12 protein-coding genes are annotated in these 14556 nt (G+C 73.4%); 5 read left to right on the top strand and 7 right to left on the bottom strand.

Annotated elements, in window-relative coordinates; genetic code table 11:
* Window positions 1–21 precede the first annotated feature (21 nt).
* Window positions 22–1023 (top strand): aldo/keto reductase family protein, encoded by a 1002-nt coding sequence (locus ABD785_RS18730; RefSeq protein WP_344829718.1) that lies wholly within the window; start codon window positions 22–24, stop codon window positions 1021–1023.
* Here ABD785_RS18730 and ABD785_RS18725 read toward each other — a convergent pair.
* Entirely contained in the window at window positions 1020–1262 is a 243-nt protein-coding gene (locus tag ABD785_RS18725; RefSeq protein WP_344829715.1) for a hypothetical protein, read from the bottom strand. The genes ABD785_RS18730 and ABD785_RS18725 overlap by 4 nt on opposite strands.
* Window positions 1263–1336: 74 nt before the next feature.
* On the opposite strand from ABD785_RS18725, the gene ABD785_RS18720 reads away from it, so the two are divergent.
* From ABD785_RS18720 to ABD785_RS18710, 3 genes are all read left to right on the top strand, one after another.
* On the top strand, window positions 1337–2269 hold the full coding sequence (locus ABD785_RS18720) for a bifunctional adenosylcobinamide kinase/adenosylcobinamide-phosphate guanylyltransferase (RefSeq protein ID WP_344830132.1): 933 nt from the start codon (window positions 1337–1339) through the stop codon (window positions 2267–2269).
* 93 nt (window positions 2270–2362) lie between these two features.
* Window positions 2363–5608 (top strand): ATP-binding protein, encoded by a 3246-nt coding sequence (locus ABD785_RS18715; RefSeq protein WP_344829713.1) that lies wholly within the window; start codon window positions 2363–2365, stop codon window positions 5606–5608.
* A complete protein-coding gene (locus ABD785_RS18710; protein WP_344829710.1) occupies window positions 5605–6369 on the top strand; it encodes an adenosylcobinamide-GDP ribazoletransferase in 765 nt (254 codons plus the stop codon). Before ABD785_RS18715 ends, ABD785_RS18710 begins: the two co-directional genes overlap by 4 nt.
* Before the next feature lie 6 nt (window positions 6370–6375).
* On the opposite strand, the gene ABD785_RS18705 is transcribed toward ABD785_RS18710, so the two are convergent.
* Genes ABD785_RS18705 through ABD785_RS18680 form a run of 6 tightly spaced genes read right to left on the bottom strand, consistent with a single transcriptional unit; the run spans window position 6376 to window position 12784 of the window.
* Complete coding sequence (locus ABD785_RS18705; protein WP_344829706.1) at window positions 6376–8994, bottom strand: fumarate reductase/succinate dehydrogenase flavoprotein subunit; 2619 nt, start codon at window positions 8992–8994, stop codon at window positions 6376–6378.
* Entirely contained in the window at window positions 8994–9716 is a 723-nt protein-coding gene (locus ABD785_RS18700) for an ABC transporter ATP-binding protein (RefSeq protein ID WP_344829703.1), read from the bottom strand. Before ABD785_RS18700 ends, ABD785_RS18705 begins: the two co-directional genes overlap by 1 nt.
* Window positions 9713–10474 carry an ABC transporter permease gene (locus tag ABD785_RS18695; protein ID WP_344829700.1) on the bottom strand — a complete coding sequence of 254 codons (762 nt, stop codon included), beginning with the start codon at window positions 10472–10474 and terminating at the stop codon, window positions 9713–9715. Before ABD785_RS18695 ends, ABD785_RS18700 begins: the two co-directional genes overlap by 4 nt.
* Window positions 10471–11811, bottom strand: coding sequence for an ABC transporter substrate-binding protein (locus tag ABD785_RS18690; protein ID WP_344829697.1), 1341 nt, complete (start codon window positions 11809–11811; stop codon window positions 10471–10473). The genes ABD785_RS18695 and ABD785_RS18690 overlap by 4 nt, the downstream gene beginning before the upstream one ends.
* Before the next feature lie 13 nt (window positions 11812–11824).
* Complete coding sequence (locus ABD785_RS18685; RefSeq protein ID WP_344829695.1) at window positions 11825–12052, bottom strand: 4Fe-4S dicluster domain-containing protein; 228 nt, start codon at window positions 12050–12052, stop codon at window positions 11825–11827.
* Window positions 12053–12784 carry a GntR family transcriptional regulator gene (locus tag ABD785_RS18680; protein ID WP_344829693.1) on the bottom strand — a complete coding sequence of 244 codons (732 nt, stop codon included), beginning with the start codon at window positions 12782–12784 and terminating at the stop codon, window positions 12053–12055.
* 230 nt (window positions 12785–13014) lie between these two features.
* Here ABD785_RS18680 and ABD785_RS18675 point away from each other — a divergent pair, with 230 nt between their 5' ends.
* Window positions 13015–14484 (top strand): leucyl aminopeptidase, encoded by a 1470-nt coding sequence (locus ABD785_RS18675; protein WP_486303547.1) that lies wholly within the window; start codon window positions 13015–13017, stop codon window positions 14482–14484.
* Window positions 14485–14556 lie beyond the last annotated feature (72 nt).

Below are 14556 nucleotides of genomic sequence, written 5' to 3'. Positions count from 1 at the left end.
TCCGGTCCTAGGATCGGAATCATGGAGTTTCGCTACCTCGGCCGCAGCGGTCTGAAGATCTCTGAGATCGCCTACGGCAACTGGATCACCCATGGTTCCCAGGTCGAGGAGGACGCCGCGCGCGAGTGCGTGCACGCCGCCCTCGACGAGGGCATCACGACCTTCGACACCGCGGACGTCTACGCGGGCACCCGCGCCGAGGAGGTCCTCGGCCGGGCGCTGAAGGGGCGGCGCCGCGAGGGGCTGGAGATCTTCACCAAGGTCTACTGGCCCACCGGCTCCGGCCCGAACGACCGCGGCCTGTCCCGCAAGCACATCATGGAGTCGATCAACGGCTCCCTGCGCCGCCTCGGCACCGACTACGTCGACCTCTACCAGGCGCACCGCTACGACCACGAGACGCCGCTGGAGGAGACCCTCCGGGCCTTCGAGGACGTCGTCCGGCAGGGCAAGGCCCTCTACATCGGCGTCTCGGAGTGGCGGGCCGAGGAGATCTCCGCGGCCCTCAAGATCGCCGAGGAGCGGGGCTTCGACCGGATCATCTCCAGCCAGCCCCAGTACTCGATGCTCTACCGGGTGCCCGAGGCCGAGGTGATCCCCCTCTCGCAGAAGGAGGGGATCAGCCAGATCGTCTGGTCGCCGATCGCCCAGGGCGTCCTGACCGGCAAGTACCTGCCGGGGCAGCCGCCGCCCGCGGGCTCGCGCGCCACCGACGACAAGAGCGGCGCCGACTTCGTCAAGGCCTGGCTCCAGGACGACATCCTCGCCAGGGTGCAGGAGCTGAAGCCGCTCGCCGCCGAGGCGGGCCTGACGATGGCCCAGCTCGCCGTCGCCTGGGTGCTGCAGAACCCGAACGTCGCCGCGGCCATCGTCGGCGCCTCCCGGCCGTCCCAGGTCAAGGACAACGTGAAGGCGTCGGGCGTCAAGCTGGAAGAGGACCTGCTGAAGCGGATCGACGAGATCCTCGGCGACGTGGTCCTGCGCGACCCCGCCGCCACCCAGTCCCCTCGGACCCGGCCCTAGGAGGCCGCCTTCGGGGTCTCCTCCAGCTTGAGCGCGAGGGGGCCGTAGGCCACGCGGTCGTCGTCCAGCAGGAACACCTGGGCGACGCCCGCGTCCGCGAGCCCGCGCCAGTTCTCGCCGACCCAGCTCTCCGCATCGGCCTGGGTGGTCTGGTATTCGGGCTGGTCATACGGGGCCGGCAGGCTCGCGGCCGGGATCACCGTCCCGTCGGCCTTCTCGTACCGCCAGATCCACGCCATGTCAGCCAGACTCCCCTCGACCCGTGCGACGTCTCCGCCCACGAGATCTTGCCATTCACAGAGTTGTGTCCACCATGCATATCGTGATCGAAGGTGATGCGTCACCGCGCGGGTGGCCCGTTTCCGGCTGCCGGTGCGCCTCGTGCGCGTTCCTGCCGCTCCCCCACGCGCCCACCCGGGTCCTTCTGGACGGCGTCCTGCTCGGCGACTGCCCGTCCGGCGAGGTGCCGGGCGGCCTGGACGTGCGCGCGCCGGGCGGCGGCAGGGTCCTCTACGGGCTCCCTGGGACGGCCCCCGAGCCCGCCCCCGGCGCCGTCTACGACGCGGTGGTCTTCGACGTGCTCGCCGATCCCGCCCATCTGGGCCTGTTGCGCAGGTCGGGGGCCGTCGGACCGGCCACGGAGGTGCACGCGGTCCATGTGGACGACCGGGTGCGCTCGGAGGCCGAGCTGGCCCGGCGCCTGGGATTCTGGGGCGCGTCGAGGCCGGGCCCGCACCGGACGCTGCTGCTGGGCGGCTCGCGGTCGGGGAAGTCGGCCGAGGCCGAGCTGCGGCTGCTGGCCGAGCCCGAGGTCACCTATGTGGCGACCGGCCCGGTGCCCTCCGCCGGGGATCCGGAGTGGGCGCGGCGGGTCGGCGAGCACCGGGCGCGGCGTCCGCCGGCCTGGCGGACGATCGAGACCACCGACCTGGCCGGAGTCCTGCGCGGCACGGGCGGGGCCGTGCTCGTCGACGGGCTCGGCACCTGGCTGGCGGCCGTCATGGACGCCCGCGCGGCCTGGGAGGACCCCGCCGCGGTCCGCCCCTGCTTCGACGAGCTCACCGAGGCGTGGCGGCAGGCCGCCGGGACGGTCGTGGCCGTCACCGACGAGGTCGGCATGGCGCTGGTGCCGCGGACCCCGTCCGGACGGCTGTTCCGCGATCTCCTGGGCTCGCTCAACCAGCTCCTGGCCGCGGAGTCGGAGGAGGTCGCCCTGATCGTCGCGGGACGGGTCCACACGCTCTAGGGGGCTGTCCGCACTGCGGACGGGGGCTTGGGCCGGGGTCGCGGCGGCCGTACGATCCCGCTGAGAGACGTTCGAGCAGTGAGGGCCCCTTACTTGGAAGCTGATCTGGCCTTCCGGCTCTTCGGGCCGGTCGAGGTCGCCTCGCTCGGTGACCGCACCACCGCGCTGACCACTCCCAAGCAGCGGGCCGTCCTGACCCTGCTGGCGCTGGAGCCGGGGCAGGTCGTCCCGGTCGACCGGCTCGTCGACGAGCTGTGGGCCGACGAGGCGCCGGCCAGCGCCACCGGCACCCTCCAGGCGTATGTGTCGCAGCTCAGACGGCTGCTGGAGCCGGGCAGGGCGCCGCGGACCCCGCCGTCGGTGCTGGTCACCCGCGATCCCGGCTACCTGCTGGCCGTGGCGCCGGAGCGGGTCGATCTGGTGCGGTTCGCGTCGCTGGCCGAGCAGGGCGCGCACGAGCTGGCGGCCGGGGGCCTGGAGCGGGCCGACCTGGTCCTCGGCGAGGCGCTCGGGCTGTGGCGCGGCGAACCGCTGGCCGAGTTCGCCGGGCAGGCGTTCGCCCAGCCGGTGATCGCCCGGTGCGTGGAGCAGCGGGCCGTCGCGCTGGAACACCGCTACCAGGCGCGGCTGGCGCTCGGCCGGGCCGCGGAGTCGGTCGGCGAGCTGGAGCGGCACGTCGCCGCGCACCCCTACCGCGAACGGCTGTGGGGGCTGCTGGTCCTGGCCCTGTACCGCTCGGGACGCCAGGCGGACGCGCTGGGCGCCCTGCGCCGGGTCCGCGAGCTCCTCGACACGGAGCTGGGCCTGGAGCCGGGGCCCGAGCTGCGGCGGCTGGAAGCTCAGGTGTTCGCCCAGTCCCGCGATCTCGACCTCGGTGATCCGGCCGGGGTTCCCGCCGCCGAGCCCGTGCTCCCGGCGCGGACCCTGGTGGGCCGGGCGGTCCAGCTCGACCGCATCGCCGGGCGGCTGGCGGCCGCCCGGCGCGGCGAGGGCGGGGTCGTCCTGGTGGCGGGCGAGGGCGGGATCGGCAAGTCGCGCCTCGTCCAGGCCGCCGCCGAGGAGGCCGGGGCGGCGGGGACGACCGTGGCGTGGGGCCGGTGCGCCGACGACATCGGCGCTCCCCCGTTCTGGCCGTGGCAGCAGGTCCTGCGCGCCCTCGGGCGCGCCGGGGCGCTGGCGGCCGACCCGGGCGGCTCGCTGTTCGACCTGCACGCCCGCGCGGTCGAGGCGCTGACGGACCGGGACGAACCGCTGCTGGTCGTGCTGGAGGACCTGCACTGGGCGGACGCGGCGTCCCTGCGGCTGCTGGCGTTCGCCGCGGGCGCGCTGGGCCGCGCCCCGGTCGTGCTGCTGGCCACGCTGCGCCGCCCCGAACCGGCGGGCGACCCCGAGCAGCTCGCCGCGACGCTCGGCGTCCTGGCCCGCGAGCACTCGATGGACCGCATCGACCTGCCGCCGTTCACCCGCGAACAGGTCGTCGACTTCCTCGGCGGCCGGGACGCCTCGGCGGCGGGAGAGCTGCACGAGAAGTCCGGCGGCAATCCCTTCTTCCTCGGCGAGCTGGTCCGGCTGCTGCACAGCGAGCACCGGCTGGAGGGCGTCCCGGACGGGGTCAGGGAGGTCATCGACCGGCGGGTGGCCCGGCTGCCCGAGCCGACCCGGCACCTGTTGCGCTGCACGGCCGTCCTGGGCCGGGAGGTGTCCTTCGACACCCTCGCGGGCCTGGGCGGCCTGCCCGGCGAGGAGGTCCTGGAGTGGCTGGAGCCCGCGGTCGCGGCGGGCATGCTGAACGAGCTGTCGGACGGGCTGGCCTACCGCTTCTCCCATCCGCTGGTGCGCGACGCCCTGTACGCCCAGCTCAGCCGGGTCGACAAGGCCCGCACCCATCTGCGGGCCGGGCTCACTCTCGAGGCGATGTCCTCCTTCGAGGGCGCGGGGCGGCTGCCCGCCCTGGCCCGCCACTTCGGGCTGGCCTCCCGGGTCGGCGGCGCGGCCAAGGCCGTCGAGTACGCGGTGCTGGCCGCCCGGCAGGCCGCCGCCCAGCACGCCTACGACGAGGCCGTCGGGTACTGGGAGAAGGCGCTGACGGCGCTCGGCCCCGCCGATCCGGGGCGGCGCTGCGGGCTGCTGGTGGGGCTCGGCGGCGCCCTGCGCGACGCCAGCGACACCCGCCGCGCCCGGACGGTCCTGCGCGAGGCGATCACCGACGCCCGGCGGCTGGGCGACCACGAGACGCTGCTGGAGGCCGTCTCCATCCTCGGCGGGGTCACCACCTGGAACTGGACCCCCTACGGGCAGGTCGACGAGGAGCTGGTGGCGGTCCTGCGCGAGCTGCTGGCCGAGGACCTGCCGCCCGGACGGCGCTGTGTCCTGCTGGGCACGCTGGCGGCCGAGCTGAACTACAGCGACCGTCGCGACGAGGCCGAAAAACTGCTGTTCGAGGCGCAGGCCATCGCCCGCTCCCTGGACGATCCGATGCTGCTCGTGCAGAGCCTGAACGTCTACATCCGGGTGTTCTGGCGGCCGGAGCGGATGGAGCGGCTGATGGCGGCCGTCCGGGAGATGCTGGGCGTCCCGGGGCTGCCGCCGGGACCCGCCGCGATCGCGCACGTCCACCGGATGGGGCTGCGGCTGCGGCTGGGCGACGTGGAGGGGTTCGAACGGGACCTGCTGCGGGCTTCGCAGCTCGCGGCCGAGGCCCGCAGTCCCGAGCTGGCGCTCATGGCCCGGATCTCCGAGGCGCCGATGCGGCTGATGCAGGGCCGCTGGGAGGAGGTCAGGGCGATCGTCAAGGAGACGCGGCGGATCTACGAGCGGGCGTCGCTGCCGGGGCTGTTCCCTGCGATGCTGATGATGCAGTCGCAGATCCCCGGCCACTCCCCCGACCTGATCGAGATGCTGGTCGCCGAGGCCGAGTCCGCCGGTGAGGACCCGCTGCGGCCGGTCACCGTGCTGGCCGTCCTGGAGGCGGGCGACGAGCGGCGCGCCCGCGAACTGATCACCCGCTGGGGCAGCGCGGTGCCCGACGACTGGACCACCGGGATCCGCAGGGTGGTGTGGGGCCGGGTCGCGGCGAGGATCGGGATCCCCGACCCGCGGGCCCTGTACGAGCAGCTGCTGCCGACCGCCGATCTGCTGACGGCGTTCGGCGCGGGGGTGCTGTCCTACGGGTCGACCCGGCTGACCCTGGCCGAGCTGGCCCGGCGGATCGGCGACCTCGACGCCGCCCGCTCCCACGCCGCGGCCGCCCACGAGATCCACACGCGGCTCGGGCTCGCGCACAGCGCCTCCCTGAGCGGGAGACTCCTGTCCGAAGTGGGCGTTACCCTCGACTCGTGAAGATCCCCCCGGGCCTGCGCCTGGCCTTCGGCCTGCTCAGCGTGTTCCCCGTCCGTTTCGAGGACGCCGACCGTCGCACTTTCGCCTCGGCGATGGCCTGGTCGCCCGTCGTCGGCCTGGTCATCGGCGTCTGCCAGGCCCTCACCGGGGCCGGCCTGCGCTGGGCCGGGGCGAGCTGGCTGCTGGCCGCCGCGGTCAGCCTGGCCGCCGGCGCCGTCCTGACCCGGGCCCTGCACCTGGACGGTCTCGCCGACGTCGCCGACGGCCTGGGCAGCGGAAAACCGCCCGAGGAGGCCCAGGCGGTGATGAAGCGCTCCGACATCGGGCCCTTCGGCGTGATCACGCTTCTGTTCACCCTGCTGATCCAGGCCGCGGCGCTGTCCTCGGCCCGTCACCAGGCCCTGGTCGTCATCGTCGCGGCCGTCGCCGGCCGGGTGGCGATCGCCTGGGCGTGCACCCCCGGCAACCGGGCCGCCCGCGCCGACGGGCTGGGCGCCTCGGTCGCCCAGTCGGTCCCCCTGCGGGTGGCCGCCCTGCTGACCGCGGCCCTCCTCGTCCTCACCGCCCTGGTCACGCTCCTGTGGACCCGCGACGCCGAGACCGTCCTCCTGGTCACCCTCGCCCCGGCCGTCGCCCTGCTGTCGGCCGACCTGTTCCGCCGCCATCTCATCCGCCGCTTCGACGGCGTCACCGGCGACGTCCTCGGCGCCCTGTGCGAACTCGCCGTGACCCTCACCCTCGTCGTCGCCGTCCTCGGCTGAACCCGCTCAGCCCGCCTCGAGGGCGCGGCGGGCGTAGGCGCGGACGTCGGCGTCGGGGTCGGTGCGGGCCCGGGTGAGCGCCTCGGTGAGGTCCGGGGTGCGAGGGCGGGCGGACAGGGCGATGACGGTGGCCTTGCGGACGTCCAGGTGGGGGTCGGACAGGGCCTTGACCAGGGCGGTGTCGTCGGTGGTGGCCGCCGCGGCTCCCGCTCGGACCTCCCAGGAGGGGTCGGAGAGGGCCTGCGCCGCCAGGAGGGCCAGGGCCGGGGCGCCGGTCTTGAACGCCGCCGCGCGGACCAGCGGGTCCTGGTCGGCGGCGAGGACGAGCAGGGACGGGCCGTCGGCGCCCGCGGCGGTCGCCACGCGGACCTCACGGGAGGGGTCGGTGATCGCGGCGGCGACCGGGGCGTCGAGGGAGATGAGGCCCCGGACGGCCTGGAGGCGGACGCGGCGGTCGGCGTCGGAGAGGGCCGCCCGGAAGGTCTCCTCGGGGGCCAGCCGCAGGGCGCGCAGGACGTCGAGGACGGCGGCGCGCACCTGGGCGTCGGGGCCAGAGGCAGCGGTGTGGAGGCGGTCGCGCAGATCGTCCGTGGGCGGCAGGACCTCGACGAGCTCGCGCAGCGCCGTGGCGGCGGCGTGCCGGACCGAGGCGTGCGGGTCGGCCAGCGCGGCGGTCAGCGCGGGACCCACGCCCTCGGGGACGACCTCGGTGAGGGTCGCGACGGCCGCCCGCCGGACCTTCGGGTCGGGATCGGCCAGGTAGGAGGCGATGTCGACGGCCGACGGGCTCGTCTCGGCCAGCCGCAGCAGCTCCAGGATGCGCGGCGAGCGGGCCGCCGCCGAGGGTCCGCCGCCCGTCCTGGCCGCCGTGGTCACCGCGTGGTCCATCGACGGCGCCGTCTCCACCAGGCCCCGCTCGACGCCCTCCGGGACCTCGAAGCCCTCGACGTCGACCAGGTAGGGGGCGACCGGGACGCGCAGGAACTCCATGTGCCCGTCGGGATGGCGCCGGACGTTCAGATGGGCGAACCACGAGGCGTCGTCGCGTCCGGGCAGGTCGGCCCGGTCGTGGTAGAGGCCCCAGCGGCTCTCGGTGCGGACCAGGGAGGCGCGGGCGGCGAGCTCGGCGCAGTCGCGGATGAAGGTGACCTCGGCGCAGCGCATCAGCTCGTGCGGGGTCCTGGCGCCCATCTCCGCGATCTCCCCCGACATCCGGACGAAGGACTCCAGCGCGAGCTCGAGCTTCGTCCCGGTCTTGGGCGGGGCGACGTAGTCGTTGACGAAGCGGCGGAGCTTGTACTCGACCTGCGGCTGCGGGGGTCCGTCGGGGTTGCGCAGCGGCCGGTAGATCAGCTCGTGGGCGGCGGCGACCTGCGTCTCGTCGACCTCTCCCGGACGGGCGTGGGCCGCGGCGTGCCCGCCGGCCAGCTCACCGAAGACGAAGGCGCCGATCATGTAGTTGTGGGGCACGCAGGCCAGGTCGCCCGCGGCGTAGAGCCCCGGGACGGTCGTGCGGGCGTGCTCGTCGACCCAGACCCCCGAGGCGGAGTGCCCGCCGCACAGCCCGATCTCCGAGATGTGCATCTCGATGTCGTGGGTGCGGTAGTCGTGCCCCCGCCCGGCGTGGAAGGTGCCCCGGGTGGGCCGCTCGGTGGTGTGGAGGATCCCCTCCAGCGCGCTCAGGGTCTCGTCGGGCAGATGGGTGGTCTTCAGGTAGATCGGGCCGTTCGCGGAGTCGATCTCCCGTTTGACCTCGGCCATCATCTGCCCCGACCAGTAGTCGCAGTCGACGAACCGCTCACCCTTGGCGTTGACCTGGTAGCCACCGAACGGGTTGGCGACGTAGGCGCAGGCGGGGCCGTTGTAGTCCTTGATCAGCGGATTGATCTGGAAGCACTCCAGCCCGCTGAGCTCGGCCCCGGCGTGGTAGGCCATCGCGTAGCCGTCGCCGGCGTTGGTCGGGTTCTCGTACGTCCCGTACAGGTAGCCGGAGGCGGGCAGCCCGAGCCGCCCGCACGGCCCCGTCGCCAGGACCACCGCCCCCGCCCTGACCACGACGAACTCGCCGGTGCGGGTGTTGAACCCGGCGGCGCCCACCGCGCGTCCCTCGTGGGTGAGGACCCGCACCGGCATGACCCGGTTCTCGATCCTGACCCTCTCCCGGATGTGGCGCTGCCGCAGCACCCGGTAGAGGACCTTCTTGACGTCCTTGCCCTCGGGCATCGGCAGCACGTAGGCGCCCGAGCGGTGGACCCGGCGGACCGCGTACTCGCCGTGCTCGTCCTTCTCGAACTTCACGCCGTACCGCTCCAGCCGCTGGACCATGGCGAAGCCGCGGGTGGCGGTCTGCCGGACGGTCCGCTGGTTCACGATCCCGTCGTTGGCGCGGGTGATCTCGGCGACGTAGTCCTCGGGGGTGGCGATGCCGGGGATGACGGCGTTGTTGACGCCGTCCATGCCCATGGCCAGCGCCCCCGAGTGCCGGACGTGCGCCTTCTCCAGCAGCAGGACGTTCGCTCCGGCCTCGGCGGCGGTGATCGCGGCCATGGTCCCGGCGGTGCCGCCGCCGACGACGAGCACGTCGCAGGAGAGTTCGGTCCGCGAGGAGAGCGCGGGGATGTCCATCAGGTGGTCTCCAGGGCAGGGGCGCCGAGCGCGGTCAGCACACGGGCGCGCAGCGAGGGGTCGGCGGAGGTGCGGGGCAGGGGGATCTCGACCAGGTCGGCGAGGCCTCCGCCGCCGAGGACGGCGACCCGGTCGCCGAGCGTCAGGGCCTCCTCGACGTCATGGGTGACGAACACGACGGTCGTCTCGGCGTTCCAGACCTCGACGAGCAGCCGCTGCATCTCGCGGCGGGTCTGGGGGTCGAGGGCGCCGAACGGCTCGTCCATCAGGACGGCCCTCGGCCCCCCGGCCAGGACCCGGGCGAGCTGGACGCGCTGCCGCTGGCCGCCCGACAGGTCGCGGGGCAGCCGCAGCTCCAGACCTGCCAGGCCGACGCGAGCCAACCACTCGTCGGCGCGGGAGGTTCGCTCCGCCCGCGGCATCCCGCGGATGGCCAGCGGAAGCTCCACGTTCCTGCGGGCGGAGCGCCAGGGAAGCAGCGCGTCGTCCTGGAACATCAGCGCCCGATCGGCGGAGGGGCCGCGCACCGGCTCCCCTCGGTCCAGCAGCCGCCCGGACGTGACGGGCAGCAGCCCGGCGAGGGCGCGCAGCAGTGTCGACTTGCCGCAGCCCGAGGCCCCGGCGATGACGAGGATCTCGCCCGTCCTGATCTCCAGATCGACGCCTTCGAGGACGGGACGGTCCCGGTAGGCGAGGGTGACGGCGTCCAGCAGCAGGGTCATGACCGGGCCTCCGAGGGGAGCCAGCGGGTGGCGCGGCGGCCCAGGAGCTCGACCGCGCCGGAGGTGAGGAAGCCGAGCAGCCCGATGGTGATGATCCCGACGATCACCCCGGGGTAGTCGACGATCGTGTACGACGACCAGGTCCGGTAGCCCACCCCGAACTGGCCGGAGATCATCTCGGCGGAGATCAGGCAGATCCAGGCGACGCCCATCCCGACCGACAGCCCGCCGAACACCCCCGGCAGGATCCCGGGCAGCAGCACGCTGCGCAGCACCCGCGGCCGCCCGCCGCCCAGGGTGCGCACCGCGTCCTCCCAGACGGTGGGCAGCGCCCTGACCGCGTGCCGGGTCGACACCAGGATCGGGAAGAACGCGGCGGTGAAGGTGATGAACACGATCCCCTGCTCGTTCCCGGGGAACAGCAGGATCGCGATGGGCACCAGCGCGATCGCCGGGACCGGCCGGGCCAGCTCGAACAGCGGCAGCAGCAGGTGCCCCGCCCACCGGGACCGGGCGACGGCCGCGCCGAGCAGGCCGCCCAGCACCGCGGCCAGGAGGAATCCGGTGAGGATCCGGACCAGGCTCTGGGCGAGGTCCTGCCAGTAGACGCCGGTGGAGACCTGCCGGCCCAGCTCGGAGAGGACCTCGCCGGGGCCGGGGAAACGGTCGAAGCGCAGGAAGAACACCACGTCGTGGGCGGTCAGCAGGTACCACAGGCCGAGCGCGGCCAGCGGGGAGACGACGCGCAGGGCCCTCATGCCCGTTCCACCGCCTCGGCGTAGGTGACCGGTTCCGTGCCGGGGTGGGCGGAGGCGTAGGCGTCGGCGTTCTCCCGCGTGGCGAACGGCCTGAAGGCGCCGCCGTCCTTCAGCCACACGCTGTGGTCGGCGAACCAGCGGGTGCCGGTGAGCGCGTCGGGGACGTAGACCGCGCGGACCCTCTTCCCCCTGACGGCCTTCAGCAGGGCGACCGGGTCGGCGACGGCCTCGGTGGTCTCGGCGCCCTCGAACCAGATCTCCGACGCCAGGGCCGGATCTCCCGGAAGGGCCGCGCCGTTGGAGGTCCTGGCGAGGTCGGTGTCGTAGGCCGTCCCGTAGGCCTTCCTGAGATGCGCGTCGTTGAAGAAGGAGGGGACGTCCAGGGGTTCGTCCAGGACACCGATGGACTTGAGGAAGGGCACGTCCTGCTCGAAGGCGGCCCGCTGCGCCGGTTTGATCGTCACGTCGAAGGTGGAGATGCCGTTGCGGCCGTTGTAGAGGTAGACGGTCTCGGGCGACAGCCCGGTCTCCTTCGCGACGCTCTCCGCCGCCTCGACCGGGTGCTCGTGCAGGTAGGTCGTGGCCTGGATCTGGGCCTTGAGGAAGGCGTCCAGGACGTCGGGGCCGTCCTCGGCGAACTTCTTCCGGACGACGACGCCGTGGAAGGTCGGGACGTCCAGCGCCCCTCCGTCGTAGAGCAGCCGCGCCTGTCCCGCCTGGACGAGCTGGCCCGGCCAGGCCACGAACTGGGCGAGCCCGGCCACGCCGCCCGACTGGAGGGACGAGGCGCCGACCGAGGGCTGCTGGTTCTCCGTCCGCACCGCGCCCGCGTCGAGGCCGATCCTCTTCAGCGCCTGGACGAGCGTGCCGTGCCCGGCGGAGCCGACACTGGCCGAGACGGCCCGGCCCTTGAGGTCCCTGAGCGTCCTGGCCTTGGAGCCGTTGGCGACGACGACGCCGTTGAGGGCACCCTTGAGGTTGTAGCCGGTGATCGACACGAGCTGGGTGGCGGCGTCGCCGCCCTGGGCCTGGGCCCGGGAGCCGTTGATCAGCAGCGGGTAGTCGCCCATCGAGCCGATGTCGATCTTCCCTGCGATCATCTCGGCGGTGATCGGCGCTCCGGACTCGTAGTCCTGCCAGACCACCTGGTACTTCGTGCCGAGGATCTTCTCGAAGTAGCCGAGCGAGCGCAGGAGCGTCCCGGCGGTGACGGTGTTGATCGTCTTGGACTGGTAGCCGACGACGACCTTGGTCCTGCCGTCCTCGGCGCCGCCCGCCACGGTGCAGGCGGCGAGGGCGGGCAGCAGGGCGGCGGTGAGCAGGAGGGTCTTCTTCACAGGGGGTCCTCGGCTAGCGCAGCAGGTAGGGGATGTTGACGGTGACCGCGCCCGCGGGGCACCGGTCGGCGCAGGGGCCGCAGTACCAGCACTCGTCCACGTACATGTGGGCCTTGCCGGTCTCGGGGTCGAGGGCGAGGGAGTCGAGGGGGCAGACGTCGATGCAGAGGGTGCAGCCCTCGATGCAGAGCGAGGCGTCGATGGTGACCGGCACGTCCTGCCGGTGGGGGACGAGGGGCATTCACAGGCTCCGATGCAGGGTGCCGCGCATGGTCAGCCGGTCGCCCCTGAAGCGGATGAACTCCAGGTCGACCGGGCGCCCGTCGGCGAGATGGGTGAGGCGCTCGACCATCAGCAGGGCGGCTCCGCGGGGAGCGGCCAGGACGGCGGCGGAGTGCGGGTCGGCGTTGACGGCCTCGACGGTGAGGTCGGCGGCGCCGAGGGGGCCGCGCAGGCGTTCGATCAGGACGAAGACGTCCTCGTGGACGAGGTCCTGTTCGAGCAGGGCGGCGCCGAGGCCGGGTTCGAGGTAGGTCTGGTCGAGGCTGAGCGGCACCCCGTTGAGCCGCCGGAGCCGTTCCAGGTAGACGACGGGGCTGTCGGCGGGCAGCCCCAGCCGGGAGGTGATCGCGACCGGCGGGGTGATGGTGCCGCTGGCCCGCAGCTCGTTCTCGACCTCTCCGTGCTCGTGCAGGGTCTCGCCCAGGCCGAGCAGCCGCTGGAGGCCGTGCGGGTACTTGGTGGTGGTGACGACGGTGCCCACGCCGGGCAGCCTCTCGATCAGGCCCTCGCCGCGCAGGAGGTCGAGCGCGTCGCGGACGGCGTTGCGGGTGGAGCCGAACTCGGCGACCAGGCGGTCCTCACGGGGCAGGACGCCGGTGGCGAAGGCTCCTCGCAGGATCTGGCAGCGGAGCACGTCGGCCACCTGGCGGGCGCGGTCCGCGCGGAGCCTGCGGGCGTCCGCGGGCTCCATGGAAAGATCAGATGCGAGATCAGGTGCTCGATCAGGTGCGCTGGTCACGGCATAAACCTAGCAATTAGGTAGGGAAACTCCGATAACGGGAAAGTCACGCCACCCCGGGCGGCCGCAGGGCCAGGGAGAACGGTCCGAAATGCCCCAGTAACGCCACCTGACCCCGTTCGGGGCAAGGCTTGATCGGAATAGGGGAAAACACCTTCCGAGGGCGACTAAAGTCGATGGACGTGACGACGAATCTGAGCATCACCCAGAACGACCCCGCCTCGCTTGACGTTGACGCCGTGATCATCGGCACCGTCCCGGGGCTCCAGCTCGCGTCCGGGGCCGCCGGCGTCGACCAGGCACTCGAGGGTCGTCTGGTCGAGGCGCTCAAGGCCGTCGGGGCCACCGGCAAGGCCGGCGAGGTCGTGAAGCTGCCCACTCTGGGAGCCATCACCGCACCCGTGATCGTCGCCGCGGGCCTCGGTGAGGACGCCGACGGTGAGGCGCTGCGCCGGGCTGCCGGTGCCGCGGTGCGGGCGCTGGCCGGGACGGGCAGGGTCGCTTTGGCGCTGCCCGCCGAGAGCGCCGAGGCCGCCGGTGACGTCGCCACCGGCGCCCTGCTGGGCAACTACGGTTTCACCCGCTACCGGACGGGCGAGCAGACCGAGCCCGTCGGTGAGCTGATCCTGGTGACCGGCAGCGACGCGACGGCCGCCGTCGAGCGCGCCGAGACCCTCGCGACCTCGATCACCCTGGTCCGCGACCTGGTCAACACCCCGCCGTCGCACCTTTCGCCCGAGGACCTCGCCGACGTCGCCGAGAAGGTCGCCCACGAGTCCGGGCTCCAGGTGGAGGTCCTCGACGAGAAGGCCCTCGTGGACGCCGGCTACGGCGGCATCGTGGGCGTCGGCCAGGGCTCGGTGAACCCGCCGCGGCTGGTCCGGCTCGCCTACAGCCACCCGCAGGCCACCAAGACGGTCGTGTTCGTCGGCAAGGGCATCACCTTCGACACCGGCGGCCTGTCCCTCAAGCCCGCCGACTCCATGGACTGGATGAAGTCCGACATGGGCGGCGCCGCCGCGGTCCTGGGCTCGCTCCAGTCGATCGCGGCCCTCAAGCCGCGGGTCAACGTCATCGGCTACCTGACCATCGCCGAGAACATGCCCTCCGGCACGGCCCAGCGCCCCTCCGACGTGATCACCATCTACGGCGGCAAGACCGTCGAGGTCCTCAACACCGACGCCGAGGGCCGCCTGGTCATGGCCGACGCCCTCGTGCGCTCCGCCGAGGACGCCCCCGACCTGCTCGTCGACGTCGCGACCCTCACCGGGGCGCAGCTCGTCGCGCTCGGTACCCGCACCACCGGGATCATGGCCAACTCCGACGAGGTCCGCGAGGGCGTCGTCGCCGCCGCCGGGCGCGCGGGCGAGGCCTCCTGGGGCATGCCGCTGCCGGAGGAACTCCGCAAGGGCCTCGACTCCCCCGTCGCCGACATCGCCAACATCAGCAGCGACCGCTGGGGCGGCATGCTCACCGCGGGCGTCTTCCTCAAGGAATTCGTGCCCGACGGCGTGCGCTGGGCCCACCTGGACATCGCCGGCCCGTCCTTCCACAAGGGCGAGCCCTACGGCTACACCCCCAAGGGCGGCACAGGCGCCGCCACCCGCACCCTGGTCCAGATCGCCGAGGACGTGGCCGCGGGCCTGCTGTGAACCTCGGTCATGCCTGCTGTGACGTCAGTCATGCGGCAGTGCGGACCTACTCGTCAGTACAAGTGAAAAGAT

It is taken from the genome of Actinocorallia longicatena (genome assembly GCF_039534125.1).
GTDB classification, from domain to species: Bacteria; Actinomycetota; Actinomycetes; order Streptosporangiales; family Streptosporangiaceae; genus Actinocorallia; species Actinocorallia longicatena.
This window is presented reverse-complemented; position numbering and strand designations above follow the sequence as displayed.

Excerpts from the sequence above, each read along its gene's own strand:
- ABD785_RS18730 (WP_344829718.1), top strand. The coding sequence starts at position 22 with ATGGAGTTTCGCTACCTCGGCCGCAGCGGTCTGAAGATCTCTGAGATC.
- ABD785_RS18720 (WP_344830132.1), top strand. The coding sequence starts at position 1,337 with ATGCATATCGTGATCGAAGGTGATGCGTCACCGCGCGGGTGGCCCGTT.
- ABD785_RS18700 (WP_344829703.1), bottom strand. The coding sequence starts at position 9,716 with ATGACCCTGCTGCTGGACGCCGTCACCCTCGCCTACCGGGACCGTCCC.
- ABD785_RS18725 (WP_344829715.1), bottom strand. The coding sequence starts at position 1,262 with ATGGCGTGGATCTGGCGGTACGAGAAGGCCGACGGGACGGTGATCCCG.
- ABD785_RS18705 (WP_344829706.1), bottom strand. The coding sequence starts at position 8,994 with ATGGACATCCCCGCGCTCTCCTCGCGGACCGAACTCTCCTGCGACGTG.
- ABD785_RS18685 (WP_344829695.1), bottom strand. The coding sequence starts at position 12,052 with ATGCCCCTCGTCCCCCACCGGCAGGACGTGCCGGTCACCATCGACGCC.
- ABD785_RS18695 (WP_344829700.1), bottom strand. The coding sequence starts at position 10,474 with ATGAGGGCCCTGCGCGTCGTCTCCCCGCTGGCCGCGCTCGGCCTGTGG.
- ABD785_RS18680 (WP_344829693.1), bottom strand. The coding sequence starts at position 12,784 with ATGGAGCCCGCGGACGCCCGCAGGCTCCGCGCGGACCGCGCCCGCCAG.